Here is an 18,369-nt window from a genome sequence, read left to right as displayed (position 1 = left end):
GTTCTCACCTTTCCTATGAGGTCTGGTGTGTTCGCGTCCTTGGTTGCTGCCCGGTCCGGGCGTTGCGCGGTGTGTGGAGCTCGGCGGCTGTGACGGTGGTGGGAGGGAACGGTTTTACGTCGGTCGTGTTCCCCTGGGGCGGGAGTGGGAGGTGGGAGTGCTTCGCTCACGGCTCGTCGTTCGGTTGCGCGGTGGGGAATTGAGGTGGGCGGCGCGCAGTGAATCGCCGGGTCGGCGACCGGCGTCTGCCGGATCGCAGGTGGCTACCGCTGCGGTGGCTGGAGGGTGAGTTCGTGGCGGAGGATGCGGGCCAGTTCGGCGGGCTGGGAGAGGAACGGGCTGTGGCCGGAGTGCAGGCGGACGGTTCGCTGGGCGCGGGTGGCCATGGCTTCCTGGAGGGGTAGCGGGATGGCGAGGTCCTGCTCGCACAGGATGTAGGTGCTGGGGATGGTGCGCCAGGCGGTCTGGGTGAGGGGTTGGGTGACCGATGCCAGGGATTGGCGGCCGAGTTTGGCGGCTGCTTGTTGTGCCAGGTGTGGTTCGACGTCGTTGTACAACGCGTGCGTAGCCTGGGCCGCTTCGAAGTAGCCGTGGTCGGCGTGGCCCTGGGGTTCCTCGTGGACGTCCCAGAACGGCGGATAGACGCCGCCGACCAGGGACAGGACCGAGTCGCCGGCGTCCTGCATCAGGGCGCTGAGGTAGATGACGCGCTCGACGTTGCCGGCTGCCGCGGCGGCTTCGGTGACAGGGCATCCCCCGTAGGAGTGGCCGACCACCACGGTCGGTCCGCCGACGGCCGCGATGGCCTTGGCCACGGCTTCCGCATCGTCGTACAGGCCACCCAGGACTGCCGGGTCTTGCCCGCTGCTGGGCAGGGCGACGGTACGTACGTCGAGGTCGGGGAGCTGCTCGACCAGTGGCTGCCAGCACCAGGTGCCATGCCAGGCGCCGTGGACCAGGACGAGGGTGGGGAGTGTGCTCACGTGCTGGGTCTTTCTGAGGTGAAGTGGCAGGGCCCGGCCTCTTGCTGCTCGGGTGGTGTGAGGAGGTAGATGACGGGGGGTCAGGCTTCGAGGGCGTCGCGGAGCATGCCTCGGGTGGTGATGCCCAGCTTGGGGTAGATCTGGTAGAGGTGGGCGCCCACGGTGCGGTGGGAGAGGAACAGGCGCTCGGCTATCTGTTTGTTGGTCAGGCCCGAGGCCGCCAGCCGGGCTATCTCCAGTTCCTGGGGGGTGAGGGTATGCGGTGTGGTGGTGCCGGGTCGCCGTTTGGCTGTGCCTGCGGCGCGTAGTTCGGTCTCGGCGCGCTCCGTCCAGGGAGCGGCTCCCAGGTGCTGGAAGGCGGACAGTGCTGCTGCCAGCGGCCCCCTGGATTCGGTGGTGGCCCTGCTGCGTCGTAGTCGTTCGCCGTAGGCGAGCTGGACGCGGGCGTAGTCGAAGGTCCACCGCTGCGCGCCGGGTACGGCGAGGGCGTGGGCGAACTGGTCGAGGGCCTGGTTGTCGTCGGTAGCGGTCAGGGCGGTACAGGCGTGGGTGAGCAGGGCGTGCCGTGAGGAGAGTCCGGTGATGCCGGCTTCGCGCATGGCGTGGGCGTGGGCGGCGGCCTCCTGGTGCCGGTTGGTGCGTATGGCGGCTTCGACCAGGTCCATCGTCGCCCACAGTGCGTGGGGGGCGTGTGAGGCGAGGTGGCCGGCGGGGCTGATGGCGGTGGCGTGTTCGTAGGCGCCGGCGAAGTCTCCGCGTCCCAGGGCTGCCAGCCCTGCGGCGTGGTGGGCGTAGTGTGCGGCGCCCAATGCCTTGCGGCGTGTTGCCCAGTGGATGACTCTCTCGGCGGTCGCGTCCGCGGCGTCGGCGTCGCCGGTGGCGGCGGCGAGGAGGGCTTTGGCGTAGTGGAAGTACCAGGCGAAACCTGTGTAGCGGTGGGTCTCGCACAGCTGGATGCCCTCGTCGGCAAGGTGCGCGGCTTCGTCCCACATCCCGGTGAGGTAGTCGTCCAGGATGAGGTGGATCAGCCCGGCCATGTGCCGGCGGGCCGGCCCGCCGTCTCGCCCCATGCGGACCATGCGCCATTGTGCTTCTCGGAGGTCTGCGAGGCGGTCGACATACAGGGCCGCCGAGCCGATGCGCTGGAGCTGGGCCGGGTCGGTCGTCTCGGGTGGTTCGGCGACCAGTTCGTCGAGTTCCTTGATGGCCGCGGCCCCGGTGCGGGCCGGGTCGGAGAAGGTCTTGCCCAGCGCGGACAGCACTGGCGGGGCTGCGGGTGTGAGCTTGTCCAGCGCACGGTGGTAGGGCTGCCACGGTTCGGGCCGGGCAGCGAAGAAGCACACCAGGGCGAGGGTGTGCAGGGCGTCGATGAGTGCTTTGTTGTCGGCGTGGTAGCCGTGGGTTCCGGTTTCGATGGCGTCGACGAGCAGGGTGTGTGCGGCGTCGATGTTGCTGTTGCTGTTGCTGTTGAGGATGAGGACGGCGGCGGCCGCGGCGGCGTGCAGGGAGCTTTCGGGATCGGTGTGGGTGTGCCGTGCGTCGTCCAGGAGTTTTTGGGCGCTGGGCAGTGCCCCGGTGGCCTCGGCGCCGATGTAGGCGGCGGTGGCGAGGCGGCGGCTGCGTCCGGGGCCGGGCGGCGTGAGGTCCGCGGCTCGGATCAGGGTGCGCATGCCGCCGATGGCATCACCGCGGTGCAAGGTGATGCGGGCCGCGGTCTCCAGGAGGGCGGCCACGCTCTCGTCGGGTTCCAAGGTGGCCTCGCCCAGGTGCCAGGCCCGGCGTTCGGGCTGGTCCACCAGGACCTGGGCCAGCGCCGTGTGGACGGCCCGCCGCTGGCTGCTGGTGGCGTTGTTCACGACGGCGGAGCGGATGAGGGGATGGCGGAACCTCAGCCGTCGTGCACCCTCGTCGATGTGGACCAGGTGCTCGCGTTCGGCGGGTCCCAGGTCTTCCAGGTCGTAGCCGTCGTTGGTCTGCCGTGAGGCGGCCTGCAGGACGCCGAGATCCCCGACGCCTTCCAGCGCGGCGAGCAGCAGCAGGCGCTGGGAGGACTGGGGCAGGCTGGTGATGCGGGAGCCGAAGACGGTTTCCAGGCGATGGCTGAGCGGCAGTACGGCCGGGATGTTGCCGCTTGTTGGTCCTGGGGTGGCCGGCATGGCGGACGGCAGTTCCAGCAGGGCGAGCGGGTTGCCGCAGGCGACGGTCAGCAGGCGGTGGTGGGCGCTGGGGACCAGGTTTGGTGAGGTGCGGGCGACCAGATCGGCAGCTGACTTCTCGTCCAGCGGCTGCAGCCGGTACTCGGGCAGGACGCCGCAGCCGTTCGGGCTGTGTGATACGGATCGTGACGCGGCGAGAAAGCTCACACGGATGCCGGCCGCCCGGCGCGCTACGAAACCCAGGACGGCCGCACTGGCCTGGTCCAGCCAGGGCAGGTCGTCGATCACCAGCAGAAGTGGGTCTCCGGCCGCGACCGTCTGCAGCAGGAGCAGCACGGCGTTGGAGACCATCAGCGTTTGGGGCGGCGAGCCGCTTTCGAAGCCGAGTGCCACGCGCAGGGCCTTACGGAAGGGCACCTCCAGATCCTCGAGCTCACGCTGGAAGGGAAACAGGACCTGGTTGAGACCCGAGTAGCTGCAGCTCGCCTCGAACTCCACACCGGCGGCTCGCAGCACCCGGGTGCCCTCGGCGTGGGCACCCGCCGCGACGGCGTCCAGCACTGCTGTCTTCCCGACCCCGGCGTCCCCCGAGACCAGCAGTGCTCCGCCTTCGGCGCCCAGGCCCGCGAGCTCGCGGATCGTGTGCAGATCGCGGTCCCGACCGATCAGCGCACGGGCCGTATCGCGCTGGGAAGAGTCACTACCGATCACTGCTTGCTTCCGTTTCTTTTGCGAGCCGGGGGATGGGCATGGAGCAGAGCCGCACAGCGGCGTCTGGCGCAGGAGGCGACCTGCAGCGCCTGGACAAACAGGCATCGGCGAGGCTGGTCGACCGTGCCGGCCGAAGCCGTGTGCGGCCGGCGGGCGGTCGCCGGCTGGGCGGCGGCCAGGGGTAGGGCCTGTGTGCAGACTCCGGTCAGCCCCCGGCGAGGCAGCCGGGGCCGGTGATCGACGTGTCGAGGTTGTCGGCAATGTCGGGTGTCCGATGAGTGCTGTCCGCGGCCGGCGGGCCCGGCCGGCGGGGGAGCCTGCCGATGCTCGGCAGCCGAGGACTGCTGGGGCTGTGCACGCAGAGCCGTTCGCCGGCGCCGGCGTGGAAGACCGGCGGCGCGGCGGGCCCCCCGTCGCGGACGGGGTCAACGCGGCGAAGGTGGTCCGTGCCGGAGATCGAGGGCGCTGGGTCGTGGTCGTACAAGGTTCGTCCTCGGTCCCGAGTCGGCACGGTGCGGGTGGCGGCCGCGGCTGTGGAGAGCGAGACAGAAATGACGGAAACCCTTTGCGCTAGTTCAAAATGTTGTTTGCGCTAGGAGAATACATCCTTACGGGACATCCTGCCGCGCAGGACCAGGTGGCTCCGCCATCGAGGGTTACGGTTCCGACCTGCAGGTCGGCCGTCCTCATCGGTGATCAAGTCATGTCGACCGGGTCCGCGGTCATTACCGGCTCGGGCGTCGCGGCGCGCTGCCGCAGCGGCATGAAGGTCTGGGTCCTGCCTGGTGCCCGACGGGATCGGGGCGATTGTCCAGCTACTGGATTGCGGCGCCCGGCGCCTTTCCCCCGGACTTCCTGCCGGACATATCCGCATCACCGTCCTGCCGGCATGGCGGAGGAGGTTCCGGCCTTGGCCGACGCTGTTGCCGCGCGCACCGCTGAGGACAGCCTTGGGCGGCTTGGGTTGTACACATTCCGGCCGGTACCCCGGCTGCGCGATCCCGGAGGCCGGCCTGCGGCTTCCCCTGCTTGCCGTGGTGCTGGGTCTCACCGAGCGGGCAGTGCCGTGACTGGCCGAGGTGGTGTTCTGCAGGGCGGCGCCGTTTCGTGCTGTGGCACAGCGTGGCGGTGCCGCAGGCTCACCCGGGTCGTCAGATCTCGGTGCCAAATGCCTTTCGGAGGGTGGCCACGGCCTGGGCGACCGCCTCGCGGGCCGCCTGTGTCGCCGACAGCGCGTTGAGCATGACGAAGTCGTGGATGGTCGCCTCGTAGCGGGTCGCGGTCACGGGAACTCCGGCAGCGCGCAGCTTCTCGGCGTAGGCCTCGCCTTCGTCCCTCAGGACGTCGGCTTCCGCGGTGATGACCAGGGCCGGGGGCAGGCCGGCGAGCTCCTGCTCGGTGGCGCGCAGCGGGCTGGCCGTGATCTGTGCGCGTTGCCCTTCGTCGGTTGTGTACTGGTCCCAGAACCACTGCATGACATCGCGGCGCAGGAAGTAGCCCTCGGCGAACCGGTGGTAGGAGCGCGTGTCGAAGTCCGCGTCGGTGACGGGATAGAACAACACCTGATGGCGGAAGGAGACATCACCGCGTTCCTTGGCCAGCAACGTCAGGGCCGCGCTGAGGTTGCCGCCCGTCGAGTCGCCGGCCACGACCAGTCGTGTGGGGTCGATGCCGTGCTCACTCCCGTGGCGGGTCACCCATCGGGCGACCGCGTAGCACTCTTCCAGCGCCTGGGGGTAGCGGGCCTCGGGAGAAAGGCTGTACTCGGGGAAGACCACGGCAGCCCGTGCGCCGACGGCCAGTTCACGTACCAGGCGGTCGTGGGTGCGCGTGCCCCCGAAGACCCAGCCGCCGCCGTGGAGGTACAAGACGGCGGGCAGCGGCCCGTCGGCCTGACTCGGGCGCACAAGGCGCACCGCGACGCTTCCCTTCGGCCCGCCGGAAACCGCGACCCAGCTGTCCTCCACCTCGGGATCGCGGTGCTCCAAGGCCTGCGCCTGCACCTTCTCCAGCGTCCTGCGGCCTGCCGCCGGTCCCAGATCGAACGGGAACGGCGGGGCGGCAGTGGCTTCGACGAACTGGCGAGCAGCCGGCTCAAGTACCGGTTGCTGTGAGGGGAGGTAGTCAGGCATCACGTACTCCTGGTGGGGGGAGGGCAGATCCGTGCTCAGGTTGGGGGAAATCGGGGCCTCTGACCGGCCGCGTCCGCTGCCGGCTCCCGGGTCCGGGCTGCGCACAGATGCTGCCTGCGATCCAACCTCGAAAGCGTGCCTTGCGGCATCGGTAATGTGACTCTGACCCTCGATGCGGCCGTGCGCCGCCGGGGAAGCGGGCCGCCTCGGGTGCCGTTGCCGCACCTGGTGACGGCAGAGCCCCGGCAGTGCCGCCACGGCAACAAGGCAACGGCCCTCAGCGATGGCCGGGGCTCACCTGCTGAGCATTCGGCGACATGGGTCGACGGGCGGGGCAACAGGAAGCACAGGATTCACATGGCCCTCTCCACCACCAATAAGCAGCGCAGTACCGGAATTCCTGCCGATCGGACCCGCGAGGCGAGAGGACTCCAGTGGTGGCATCGCGCAACTTCACGCACCGGTTCCGCGACGCGGTGTGCAATTTTAAGTGTGCGCAATATAATGGCCTGCGTGGAAGTTGTGAGAAGTACAGTTTAGTGCGCAAGTATTATGCGGAGGGGAGTTGCGATGAGTGAGAACCAGCCCGCCGCCCAGCGGCCAACGGCGGAGGCCGATGAGGTCAGCCTGCTCCTCGACGACCAGATGTGTTTCGCCCTGTACGCGGCGCAGCGGGCCTTGACCAACCGCTATCGGCCTCTGCTGGAAGAGTTCGACCTGACCTATCCGCAGTATCTGGTGATGCTGGTGTTGTGGGAGCACGGTGCGCTGCCCATCAAGTCGCTGGGCAAGCTCCTGCAACTCGACTACGGCACCCTGACGCCACTGCTCAAGCGCCTGCAGGCTCACGGGCTGGTCCGGCGCGAGCGCCAGGCAAGCGACGAGCGTTCGGTGCAGATCAGCCTCACCGAACAGGGTGCCGAACTGCGGAAGCGTGCGTGGGTCGTTCCGGCCACGATCGGGCAGGTTGCAGGCCTGACCGCGACGGAGGCGGGGAACGTCAAGGCTCTCCTGGAGCGGCTGACGGCCAACGTCACCGCAAGCCAGTAACTTCCTGGGCGGGGTGTCCGTCGTCACGGACGCGATGGTGCAGTCAGTTGAGCAGCCCGCGCTGATGGGCGGCGGCAGTGAGCGTTTCAAGGAGAAGATCCCGCCCGTGGCGGAGCCTCGATCGCACAGTGCCTGGAAAGATGCCCAGGGTCTCCGCGACGTCGGCGGGAGTGAAGTCTTCAACGTCGGCCAGGTACACCACGATTCGTACCTCGGCCGGCAGGCGCTGCAGCGCAGCGGACACATCCTCCTCGGGTAGCAGGCCCAGCGCCTGTGTGACACGAGCCGCGTGTTCACCGGATACCGGAACCTGCTCACCGGAGACCTCTTGCAGGCCTTCTGCTGTGGGCTGGGGGGCACAATCCCCGGGCCGGTTCCGCTCGCCGAAAGCGTCGAGCGCGGTGTGGGTGAGGATCTGGAACAACCAGACTTTCAGGTTGACTCCCTCGGGGAGCATCTCGAAAGCTTCGAAGGCCTGCAGATACGTCTGCTGAACCAGGTCGTCGGGGTCGGCGTCACATGCCATCTGCGTTGCGGCTGCGTACAGCCGGCCGAGGAAGGGCATGGTCTGCCGCTCGAACCGCGCGAGCACGGTCTCCCCGCAGACCGTCCACTGGATCAGACCGCTGCCACCATCCATCTCGCCCATGTGCCTGATCGGGTGTACGGGCTCGGTGCGGGAGAGCGACCGGTTCATGTCTGTTCTCGAATGGAGACGGGCGCTGCGGCACGGCGATGCCGCCCTTGTCCGCTCAGCCACAGGTCTCGCAGACGTTCGGATGCCGCTTTCCCCCGATGCCGGCCTTTCGCGTAGTCCGTGATGACTGGCAGGCGTGAGGTGTCAACCGGCACCTCTATTACTGAAGACACGTGTTTCTCCAAACTGATGAGGAACCCCTTCTTGGCAGAAGGGGATGGGCGGTTGCTATCACCGTCGTGGTGGTCAGGCGCAGTGATCAGGTGCAGGGATGCACTGTCCGGCGTCCGCGGCGTTGGCGGGACTCCACGGCCCGGGGCCGCCCTGCATGGGGCGGCCGGGCTAATCGGTGTCGAGTCGCCCGGCCGCCCCGTGTGGCCCGCTTCCGCTTTCCGGCGTACCTCAATAATGGGCGCGGGCCGTAAGCCCGGTAATCCGGAACGTGACCTAGATTCCATAGCAGCGGTGGCGTTGTTCCTAGGTAACGTGACGCGGTACCGGCGCACCGGAGTCATGACAGTCATGTGACCCAAGACCTGCCGGCAGCGGTGCTCTCATTGCCAAACTGTCGCCCAGCAGGGCGAATCGGGGAGGCAAGAGTCTCACAACGGGTGAGCGAAACGATCTAGGAGGTGTCTACTGCAGGGGGACCAGTAAGGGGCAACGGTCGGCGGCGAACGCCGGAAGCGCTGGGCCCCATGTGCGGCCCTGGCGCCTCAGCCCCGGTGGGTCTCCAGCAGCCTCAGCCAGATCTCGCTGATCGTGGGGAAGGCGGGCACGGCATGCCAGAGCCGGTCGATCGGCACCTCGCCGGCGACAGCGACAGTGGCCGAGTGCACGAGTTCTGCCACGCCGGGCCCGGCGAACGTCACGCCGGCCACGGTGCCACGGTCGAGGTCGACGAGCATGCGGGCCTGACCCCGGTACCCCTCGGCGTACTGGTGGGCACCCGCCACGTGCGCCAGGTCGTAGTCGACCACCCTGATCCGGTGCCCGAAACCCACGGCGTCGTGAGTGGTCATACCGACGGAGGCGACCTCCGGATGCGTGAAGACCACCTGCGGAACGGCCATGTGGTCGGCGGTGGCCACATGCGCACCCCACAGGGTGTCGTCGACCACCTCGCCGCCCGCACGCGCCCCGATGACGGCCCCGGCGATGCGGGCCTGGTACTTGCCCTGGTGGGTCAGCAGGGCGCGGTGGTTGACGTCGCCGACGGCGTACAACCAGCCGTCGGCGACGCCGGTCACCCGGAAGGTGTCGTCCACCTTCAGCCAGTCGCCCGGGGTGAGACCTATCGTCTCCAGCCCCAGGTCCCAGGTGTTGGGGGCCCGGCCGGTGGCGAACAGGATCTCGTCCGCCACCAGGTGCCCGCCGTCGGCGAGGGCGATCTGGACCTCGCCGTTCTCACGCGCCAGGCGGGCCACGGAGGTCGTGAACCGGACGTCGACGCCGGCCTCACGCAGGCCGTCCGTCACCAGCCGGCCGGCGAAGGATTCCATCCGCTGCAGCAGCCCGTCCCCGGCAACCAGCAGGGTCACCTCAGAGCCGAGCGCCTGCCAGGCCGTGGCCATCTCGACGGCCACCACACCGCCGCCGACGATGGCCAGGCGTCCGGGGACCTTGCCGGCACTGGTCGCCTCACGGCTGGTCCACGCACGGACGGTGTCCAAGCCGGGAAGCGCGGGCACAGCCGCGTAGGTGCCGGTGGCCACGGCCACGGCATGCCGCGCCGAGAGCGTGACCGTGTCCCTGTCGGCAGTCTCGACGCGGACCGTTCGGGGGCCGTCGAGCCGGCCGTGGCCGCGGACCAGATCGACGCCGACCGACTCCAGCCAGCCGACCTGGTCCTCGTCCTTCCAGTAGGAGGCCATCTTGTCGCGGTGAGCCAGGACCGCCCCGGCGTCCAGCGGCCCGGCGACCGCCCGACCAAGCCCGGGCACCCGGCGCGCGTCAGCCTGCACCACCACCGGGCGCAGCAGCGCCTTGCTGGGGTCGCAGGCCCAGAACGAGCACTCGCCGCCCAGCAGTTCACGCTCCACGATCACGGCGCTCAGCCCGGCGGCACGAGCGCGTTCGGCCACGTTCTCGCCCACCGGCCCTGCGCCGATGACGATCACGTCGTAAGTGCGGGTGGTCTCGTTCATCACTGCTCCGTACCGGTGGTGGGGGGATCAAGTCAGGAATTGCAGGTGCGGATTGCTGCCAGCCTGCTCACGGGCGCCTGCAGTGGAAAGGCCAAGCGGGCGCCCGTCGCCGGACTTCCGTGCCGGCTGCCGGGGGTGCGTGTGGGGGGCGTGCCGGAGGTGGTGCAGCCAAAGCCGTGCCCCGCAGGCATCCGGTGCCTGCCCGGAGAGCCAGGGGCCGGGGCCGTGCACCGTTCCCGTCAGGCTGTGCGCGTGCTGCATCAAGCGGGACCGGCTGCTGACCGCATAGTCCGTCGCCGGGTGGCGGGTGGCGGGTGGTGGACGGGGGCGACGTCAGCGGCCAGGGAACCGCTTCTTCACTTCCTGGAGCACCCAACCGTTGCCGTCCGGGTCGCTGAAGGTGAGGTAGGAGCCGTAGGAGGCGCGCTCGGGGTGCATACCGGTGATGCGTCGCTGCCCTTCGCCGTCGTGGACGCACCTGCCGCCCCCGTGGCCGTGGTGGAGGAGACCACCTTCGTCGTGGAAGATCTCGCTGACGTCGATGCCGCGAGCCGCGAGCTCTGCGTGCGCCTCGTTGATGTCGGACACGATGAGGTACAGGCCCTGGAACGCGCCCGCAGGGATGTCGGTCATCCCCTTGCCGAAGATGATCGAGCACTCGGAGCCGGGCGGGGTCAGGTGCACCACCCGGAAGTCGTCCCTGGCCGTGTAGTCGACGTCGAGACGGAAGCCGGCCTTCTCGAAGAAGGCCTTGCCCGGCCGATGCCGGAGACGGGGAGCACGATCACTTCGAGCTTCAAGTCCATGGAGACGCCTTTCAGATAGTGAATTCTTGACTGGTGAAAGGGCAACACTCAGTGCGCCGCGGTTCATCTATGTGAGGGCGCCGCACAGCAGCGCGTACCGCCCGGGCGGCCACAACGGGCACATGCGATCGGGCAGGGAGTCAGCCGATTGCAGTCGGCTCCGACCCACACCGGGAAAGGTACCCGCCATTTAGCTTTGAGGCAAGTAACGCTTGCAAATTTAACGATTGCCAAAGGTATTTTCTTGATCGAAAAGCGCTTCGCCGGGCGGCCAATTCCCAGAGTTTCTGCAAGTCGCAGTGGTTACGTTCCTTTGCGGCGCAGCATTCCCCACGTCCTGATGTGACCGCGCATACTGATCCCTGGCGTCACTTGGGCCCCTTCTGTGGGGCCGATTCGGCGCCAGCGCCTACTACAGCTCAGTCGACAGGTGGCCTGTTACGCCCCCGCTGAAAGCCCGGATCGCGAACAGCACCTTGATGTGTCCGCCCGCCGGGCCGGCCTGGGGGGACGGGCTCAGCCGATCGCTGTAGCCGCCGGGTAGGCGGGTCCGCCGATTGGGCGCAGGTGGGCAGGGATGGAACGAAGGTGCTTTCCCTGTTCAGCGGTGACGTGCTCGCCCTCGTTGACGACAGGGGCAGGGTGATCGAGGAGGGGGACCTTCGGCTGAAGGTGGTCAACGTTCTCCACGGTCAAGCTCGGCACGAAGGTCACCCACGGCGCCGACAGCCCGGCCGCCGCATTGCGCGATGGTGTTCAAGCTCGTCGAGTCGGCTCAGGACCGCCGGCGGGCGGTCACTGGAGCCCCACCTCGCCGCCCTGGTCCGCTCCGGTGCAGGGTTCGAAGTGTCGCATGACAAGCCTCGAGCAGGTCAGACCGCCTTGCTGGCAACCGTGGCAGAGGCCGAGCCACTGGTCGGGCACTGGCGACGCCGATTCGACGCCTCCGCATCGGCCGGGATTCCCGTCCACGTGACGGTGCTCTTCCCGTTCCTCGACGTCGATCTCATCACCACTGCGGTCATCAGTGACCTCAAGGTCCTGATCGGCAAGCACAGCCCCTTCACGGTCCGCTTCGACGAGTGCCGCCGCTTCCCCGACGTGCTTTACCTTGCTCCGACGCCGCACCAGCCGCTTCGCCTGCTGACCGAGACCGTAGCCGCGCGATGGCCGGAGGCGCCGCCCTGCGGGGGACAGTTCACCGAGGTCATCCCGCACCTGACCGTCGCCTATGGGCAGCAGCCCCGCGTCTTCGACGAGGTGGAGGCGGAACTGGCCCAACGACTACCCGTCACGGCAACGATCTCGTCAGTGAGCTTGCTCGTCAGCGACGGCGAGAACTGGCGGCACCACGCCGATTTCCCGATGCTCGGGTGAGCGCGCAGCACCAGTGCCGACCCACAACTCTTGACAATTGCTCGCATTGCGGGCTCCTCAGCCGGGGCGGATGCCGCCGCGCCGCGGAGCGCGGCAGGCCGCCTCCGGGCTACTGCACTTCCCGTGACGCGTGTCGGATGAATTGCTCAACAGTCGACGGCAGAAGGCAGGCATGGTGCACAGCAGCTGACATTCCACACTAAGTGATGATCAGCTCTCGTCGGTTGTCAGGCGCAGCGAGATGCTGTTGATGCAGTAGCGCTGGTCGGTCGGAGTGGCAAAGCCCTCTCCCTCGAAGACGTGCCCGAGGTGCGAGCCGCAGCGAGCACAGCGGACCTCGGTCTGCACCATGCCGTAGGACCGATCTTCGGCCAGTTCGACTGCGTCGCTGTCCTTCGGGTCGTAGAAGGAGGGCCAGCCACAGCCGGAGTCGAACTTTTCTGCAGAGGTGAAGAGTTCAGCGCCGCAGGCGCGGCAGGAGTAGACGCCTTGGGTTTTGGTGTCGGTGTACTCGCCGGTGAAGGGCATCTCCGTGGCGGCGCGGCGCAGGACCTGGTACTCGGAAGGGGTCAGTTCGGCGCGCCACTGCTCGTCCGGCTTTTCGATGTCATACGGCACAGAAGTTGATCCTCACAGCAGAGTCGGGAAGAAGGAGAGGTGTGGGGTTCGCCGCAAGCCGAGGGGCTGGGCCGGGGAGAAATGTCCCTTCTGACACCTACGCGTCGTTCAACAGCCGGCAGATCTGGGGTGTTCCGGCCGTTCGGGACAGCAGCAGTGACCCCTGTCACCTGCATCCCGGGGTGCGGTCACCGACCGTGCCGACAGTCGGCTCGGTGCTGCAACGCGACTGAGGAGGCGCAGCGGCCCAGCGGCCCAGCGGCTCGCTTCTGAGCGACCCGGCCGTTTTGACGGCCAGTGACCCCGTGAACTGTGCGGCAGGGTGCTGGGGCACACGCTGCTGGAGTACTGGCGTTCACGATGTGGAGCCTCAAAGCCTCATGCGGTGCGCGCGCCGCTGTTCGGCGGTGGTCTGGGATGGCGGGGTGTTGGACAGGCATTTTCGCCGGCGAGAGCATCGGCGGCCTCGGACGCACTCTCGCTCAACATTTGGTCCTGGCCGGCGAGGACGTCAGCGACGTGCCCTCAGGGTCGAGGTCTCGGCCTCTGGCGGCGACCGCAAGACCGATCCCGTTGGCGCGCTCCACGTTACTAAAGTCACGCTGTTCCGAGCCGACTTGCGCAAGGCCATCTTGGGGACTGGTCCACGGTCCTGCGGCTGCCGACCGAGTGGCGCAACGACCTTGTGGACGCGGAGCGCACCCGCACCACCAACCGTCTGCGTGCAGTCCTACGGGTCCTGCTGCCTGGTGGCGCTTCCCCGGCTCTCGGCCGCTTCGGTGATGAAGGGGTCTGTCCGGTCACCGCGACGGACAATCGCGACGCGACATTGCGTGCGATCACTGCCGATCTGCGTCGACGGGGTCGGGGAGGTCAAGGACAACGAGGCGATGGCGATGGTGTCGTGGTTCTCCGCCCGGTCTGACTTTCAACGAGGCTGGAACTCTCCGGGGTTGTCATTCCGAAGATCCGTCGGCTCGTCGTGGAGGATCACAACCCGCACGGCCGGACGGGTATGCGCGGCCCGATGACACCTCTGCGTGTCAAGCCGCTTTGTCCTCATACGCATGGGGGACATCAGCCCTCTCACGCGGGTCGCGGGTCGAACGAGTGACGACCTTGCCTTGCTGCGCGTTGTGGACGAACTGCAGTAGTTGGGCGTAGGAGGCGCGGTCAGGTGACGTCGTGCGCAGCGAACCGGTCCCGCCATTCGCTGTCCTCGACGGCGGCGTCGCGTCACGGGGGGCGATGCGTGCGACTCGTTTCAACGTTCCGTGAGGTAGCCGGGGGCGGCGATCGAAGGGTCGAGGTCGTGGGCGGGTTCGGGCGTCCCGTAGGAGCGGGTCACCGGCAGCACGCCCGTCCAGTGGGGGAGCGTCAGGTCCTCGGGGTCGTCGCCGGGGCCGCCGGTGCGCACTTTGGCCGAGACCTCGTGTAGGTCGAGGGCGATGACGGCGGTGGCGGCCAGTTCCCTGGCGTTGGCGGGGCGGGAGTCGGCGGCGCGGCCGGGCACGATGTGGTCGACGAGGGCGTCCAGGGCCGCGGAGCGCTCGGCGGGGTCGGTGACCTGGCGGGCCACGCCGTGCACCACCACGGAGCGGTAGTTGATCGAGTGGTGGAAGGCGGACCGGGCCAGCACGAGTCCGTCCAGGTGCGTCACGGTCAGGCAGACCGGGAGCCCGGTGTCCTCGCTTGCGTCGCGCAGCGGACGGGAGCCGGTGGAGCCGTGCACGTAGAGCCGCTCGCCGACGCGGGCGTAGAGGGTCGGCAGCACGACCGGTGCCCCGTCGCGGACGAAGCCGAGGTGGCAGAGGTAGTCCGCGTCGAGGATCGCGTGCACCAGGTCGCGGTCGTACGAGGCGCGCTCGCGGCTGCGGGTCGGGACCGTGCGGTCAGTCGCAGCGTAGGCATCACCGGCGGAGGACGGGGGAGGTATAGCGCGGTCCTTTGCACTAGCGCATAATGGATATTGTGATAGGAGAGTACACGTTTACAGGTCGGGGCGCGATGGAGATCGCGGCGAGCGTCGAGCAGGCCATCGGACAGGGCACGCTCGCGCCGGGCACCGTACTCCCACCGCTGCGGGAGCTCGCCACCGAACTCGGCGTCAACCCCAACACCGTCGCCGCCGCCTACCGCCTGCTGCGCGACCGCGGCGTCATCGAGACCGCGGGCCGCCGCGGCAGCCGGGTGAGGCCCCGCCCCTCCATCACCACGCACGACGAGATCCGCCTGGAGGTGCCGCCCGGAGTGCGGGACCTGTCCACCGGCAACCCGGACACCGCGCTGCTCCCCCCACTCGGCGTGGCACTGGCCGAGGCAGCCGCCCGCAACGCCCGGCAACCCATGCTGTACGGCCAGGCCCCAGTCGATGACGAGCTCTGCCGTCTGGCCCGCGCCGCCTTCGACGCCGACGGCGTCCCCGACGGCCCGGTCGGCCTCAGCTCCGGATCGCTCGACGCCATGGAGCGCGCGCTCACCGCCCATCTGCGGCCGGGGGACGCGGTGGCGGTGGAGGACCCGGGCTGGGGCAGCGTCTTCGACCTCGTCCCCGCCCTCGGGCTGCGGCCGGTCCCGGTCGGCGTGGACGACGACGGCCCGCTGCCGCACGACGTGGACGCCGCCCTGCGGCAGGGCGCGCGGGCGCTGATCGTCACCGACCGCGGCCAGAACCCCACCGGCGCCACGATCTCGGCCGCCCGCGCCCAGGACCTGCGTGCCATCCTTACGGACCACCCGCAGGTCCTCGTCATCGACGACGACCACGTGCACGGCCTGACCGAACTGCCGCTCCACCCGCTCGCCGGCAGCACCCCGCACTGGATGCTCGTCCGCTCGACCGCCAAGGCATACGGCCCCGACCTGCGCCTGGCCGTCCTCACCGGCGACGCCCTCACCCTCGGCCGACTCCGCGGCCGCTACCGCCTGGGGCCCGGCTGGGTCAGCCATCTGCTCCAGCACGCCGTCGCCCACCTCTGGCGCACCGACGCCGTGAACGTCGCGGCGGTCTCCGCCGCCTACGCTGCGCGCCGCGACGGTCTCGTGCGGGCGCTGGCCGACCGCGGCATCACGGCCTACGGTCGCAGCAGCATGAACGTCTGGGTCCCGGTACCCGACGAGACCGGGGTGGTGACCCGACTGCTGCAGGCAGGCTGGGCGGTCGCACCTGGCGCGCGCTTCCGGCTCTCCTCGCCGCCCGGCATCCGCATCACCATCTCGCCCCTCACGGCGGACGAGGTCCCGGCACTGGCCGACGCAATCGCCGCCACGATCCGCCCGCACCGCACCGCGCGTTTCGGCTGACAAGCGACGCAAGGCGTTGGACCGGCGGCGTCCGGCGAGCACCCCCGAAGCACCTGATGCTGAAACGGCCACGTCATCCCCGCCGCCCACCGGGCGATAGCCGCTGCCAGGAAACTGCCCCGGCATCTACTGCCGGGACCAACTACCGGACACGCCGTGCACCCGGACCACCTCATGTGCGGCGACCTTCGGCATCCGCCCACGGCTTGCGGGCCCCGCAGGCCAGGCACCGGTGCCGAGAGCCTGCCTGAGCGTGGCGATCCCGGAACAGCAGGCGCACCATTGCTGCGCCCGGTAACGACGTCACGTCCCGGTTCGTCGCACACTTCACGCGCCGACAGGGGTGGTTGGCGCCTTCGCCATCCGGCTGACCGTACGGGTCAGACGGGGCGGTTCGTCTGAGGTATGTCGCTGGGCGCGACCATGTCGTCGGCAGTGGGGCGCCGGGACTCGGTGGAACGAGGCGTCGCCCGTATGAAGTCTTGGAATGTTCGTCAATCGCCGCAGCAGTGCTCACCGTGGAGCGGCAAGGCTGAAAGTGCTCAGTAAGTCGAATGACTGGCCGTGACACCAACGATGTACCGCGTCAGGTTACCGAGGAAGCACGACACCGCCCTTGCGGAATCTAGGTCACGTGCCAGATTACCGAGGCGGCATCTCGTGACCATCATGGAAGTGCGCCGGAAAGCAGGGTCTGGTCACACGGTCCCAGCGCCGGCCGGCGAGAGAGACGAGTCGCGGACACGTATGCGAACTCGGCGTCAAATCCCGCCTTCTCCTGCAAATAACGCAGACATCAAGGAGACACCATGTCCGTCACCCCCGATCAGCACGCAATCCGTCCGTTCACGTTCGAGTTCCCTGAGTCGGAGCTCGAGGCGCTGCGTGCACGCATTGAGGCGACGCGCTTCCCCGAGAAGGAGACCGTCGCGGACCATTCGCAGGGCGTGCCGCTGGAGACGATGCAGGAACTCGCGCGCTACTGGGCCACGGAGTACGACTGGCGCAAGGTCGAGGCGAAGCTGAAGGCCCTGCCGAACTTCATCACCGAGATCGACGGCCTGGACATCCACTTCATCCACGTCCGTTCCAAGCACGAGAACGCTCTGCCGCTGATCGTCACCCACGGATGGCCCGGCTCGATCATCGAGCAGCTGAAGATCATTGAACCGCTCACCAACCCGACGGCCCACGGCGGCGACGCCTCGGACGCTTTCCACCTGGTGATCCCGTCGATGCCCGGCTACGGATTCTCGGGCAAGCCGACCTCGGCCGGCTGGGACGCCGAGCACATTGCGCGTGCCTGGGGAGAGCTGATGAAGCGCCTGGGCTACACGAAGTACGTCGCGCAGGGCGGCGACTGGGGTGCGATCATCTCGGACCTCATGGGCGTGCAGGAGCCCGACGGACTGGTGGGCATCCACGTCAACCTGCCCGGCACGGTTCCGCCCGCTGTCGAGCAGGCGCTTGCGGTCGGCAACCCGCTGCCCCGCGACGTCGTTCTGGCGAACGATGAGGAGAAGCGCGCGGTCGAGCAGGTCGGCCACCTGTACCAGAACATCGCCCAGTTCCTCATGATGGCGTCGCGCCCGCAGTCGCTGGCCGCACTCGCGGATTCGCCCGTCGGCCTGGCGGCCTATCTGCTCGACCACGACGCGCCGAGCCTGGAGATGATCTCCCGGGCCTTCGCCGGACAGACCGAAGGCCTCACCCGAGACGACGTCCTGGACAACATCACGCTCTTCTGGCTGACGAACACGGGCATATCCGCAGCGCGTCTCTACGCGGAGAACAAGACCCCGTTCCTCGGCGCCAAGGGCGTCAAGCTCCCGGTCGCCGTCAGTGTCTTCCCCGACGAGGTCTACCAGGCCCCCAAGAGCTGGGCAGAGCAGGCGTACCCGAACCTCGTCCACTACAACAGGCTCGAAGAGGGCGGCCACTTCGCCGCCTGGGAGCAGCCTGAGCAGCTCGTGAACGAGGTCCGCGCGGGCTTCCGCTCCCTGCGGTAATTCGTCTCAACAAACGACTGCACGGACCCCCAACCCGCCGGGCGGCCGAGTGGCTCCTCTTCGAGCTACTTGGCCGCCCCGGGCCACGCGGCCACGCTACGCACCAGGTCCACGAGCACCCCGAACGCGAACGCCTGAACATCGGGTACCGGGCCGGTTCTCATACGGCCCCCTCAAACGGCGGGTCCCGCACCCCCCGGCTCCGGCCCCGCGCCCCGACAGCAGGGGACCGGAGCGCGGGACCCGTCCTTTTCGTGAACTCGGCGCTCTGGCGCAGATGCGACGCCCTGGAGAAGGTGGGCAGAGCCTGCCGCCTGCGGTACACCCGGACAAACCGATCGGTGTTGTCCTTGTGATGCCCGGACGGCTTCCGACAGTTC

Annotated in this window: 11 protein-coding genes and 1 pseudogene; 4 read left to right on the top strand and 8 right to left on the bottom strand. The window is 68.7% G+C overall.

Features of this window, described 5'->3' with window-relative positions; genetic code table 11:
• Window positions 1-263: 263 nt before the first annotated feature.
• From OG937_00885 to OG937_00875, 3 genes are all read right to left on the bottom strand, one after another.
• On the bottom strand, window positions 264-983 hold the full coding sequence (locus OG937_00885) for an alpha/beta hydrolase (protein WUD70377.1): 720 nt from the start codon (window positions 981-983) through the stop codon (window positions 264-266).
• A gap of 80 nt (window positions 984-1,063) precedes the next feature.
• The gene (locus tag OG937_00880) at window positions 1,064-3,850 is read right to left on the bottom strand and encodes an AAA family ATPase (GenBank protein ID WUD70376.1); all 2,787 of its coding nucleotides are present in this window, start codon (window positions 3,848-3,850) and stop codon (window positions 1,064-1,066) included.
• Between the two features lie 1,151 nt (window positions 3,851-5,001).
• Window positions 5,002-5,982 (bottom strand): alpha/beta hydrolase, encoded by a 981-nt coding sequence (locus OG937_00875; protein ID WUD70375.1) that lies wholly within the window; start codon window positions 5,980-5,982, stop codon window positions 5,002-5,004.
• Window positions 5,983-6,552: 570 nt separating this feature from the next.
• On the opposite strand from OG937_00875, the gene OG937_00870 reads away from it, so the two are divergent.
• Window positions 6,553-7,032: a MarR family transcriptional regulator gene (locus OG937_00870; protein WUD70374.1), complete on the top strand. Its 480-nt coding sequence runs from the start codon at window positions 6,553-6,555 to the stop codon at window positions 7,030-7,032.
• A gap of 43 nt (window positions 7,033-7,075) precedes the next feature.
• On the opposite strand, the gene OG937_00865 is transcribed toward OG937_00870, so the two are convergent.
• The 3 genes and pseudogenes from OG937_00865 to OG937_00855 all read right to left on the bottom strand — a co-directional run bounded on the left by OG937_00865 (window position 7,076) and on the right by OG937_00855 (window position 10,682).
• Entirely contained in the window at window positions 7,076-7,681 is a 606-nt protein-coding gene (locus OG937_00865; protein ID WUD70373.1) for a sigma-70 family RNA polymerase sigma factor, read from the bottom strand.
• Window positions 7,682-8,445: 764 nt separating this feature from the next.
• The gene (locus OG937_00860) at window positions 8,446-9,876 is read right to left on the bottom strand and encodes an NAD(P)/FAD-dependent oxidoreductase (GenBank protein ID WUD70372.1); all 1,431 of its coding nucleotides are present in this window, start codon (window positions 9,874-9,876) and stop codon (window positions 8,446-8,448) included.
• A 333-nt stretch (window positions 9,877-10,209) separates the two neighbouring features.
• Window positions 10,210-10,682 (bottom strand): annotated as a pseudogene (locus OG937_00855) (glyoxalase).
• A gap of 588 nt (window positions 10,683-11,270) precedes the next feature.
• Here OG937_00855 and OG937_00850 point away from each other — a divergent pair.
• Window positions 11,271-12,059 carry a 2'-5' RNA ligase family protein gene (locus OG937_00850; protein ID WUD70371.1) on the top strand — a complete coding sequence of 263 codons (789 nt, stop codon included), beginning with the start codon at window positions 11,271-11,273 and terminating at the stop codon, window positions 12,057-12,059.
• A 210-nt stretch (window positions 12,060-12,269) separates the two neighbouring features.
• Here OG937_00850 and msrB read toward each other — a convergent pair whose 3' ends face one another.
• Both msrB and OG937_00840 read right to left on the bottom strand, forming a co-directional pair.
• Window positions 12,270-12,677 carry a peptide-methionine (R)-S-oxide reductase MsrB gene (msrB, locus tag OG937_00845; protein WUD70370.1) on the bottom strand — a complete coding sequence of 136 codons (408 nt, stop codon included), beginning with the start codon at window positions 12,675-12,677 and terminating at the stop codon, window positions 12,270-12,272.
• A gap of 1,264 nt (window positions 12,678-13,941) precedes the next feature.
• Window positions 13,942-14,613: a pyridoxamine 5'-phosphate oxidase family protein gene (locus OG937_00840; protein WUD78591.1), complete on the bottom strand. Its 672-nt coding sequence runs from the start codon at window positions 14,611-14,613 to the stop codon at window positions 13,942-13,944.
• A 35-nt stretch (window positions 14,614-14,648) separates the two neighbouring features.
• Here OG937_00840 and OG937_00835 point away from each other — a divergent pair, with 35 nt between their 5' ends.
• On the top strand, window positions 14,649-15,980 hold the full coding sequence (locus OG937_00835) for an aminotransferase class I/II-fold pyridoxal phosphate-dependent enzyme (protein WUD78590.1): 1,332 nt from the start codon (window positions 14,649-14,651) through the stop codon (window positions 15,978-15,980).
• 809 nt (window positions 15,981-16,789) lie between these two features.
• Window positions 16,790-17,989: an epoxide hydrolase gene (locus OG937_00830; GenBank protein ID WUD70369.1), complete on the top strand. Its 1,200-nt coding sequence runs from the start codon at window positions 16,790-16,792 to the stop codon at window positions 17,987-17,989.
• Window positions 17,990-18,369: the final 380 nt, after the last annotated feature.

Origin of the sequence: Streptomyces sp. NBC_00510 (assembly GCA_036013505.1) — a bacterium.
Classification (GTDB): domain Bacteria; phylum Actinomycetota; class Actinomycetes; order Streptomycetales; family Streptomycetaceae; genus Actinacidiphila.
Note: the sequence above shows the minus strand (reverse complement) of the source record. Positions and strands in the feature narration are given on the sequence as shown.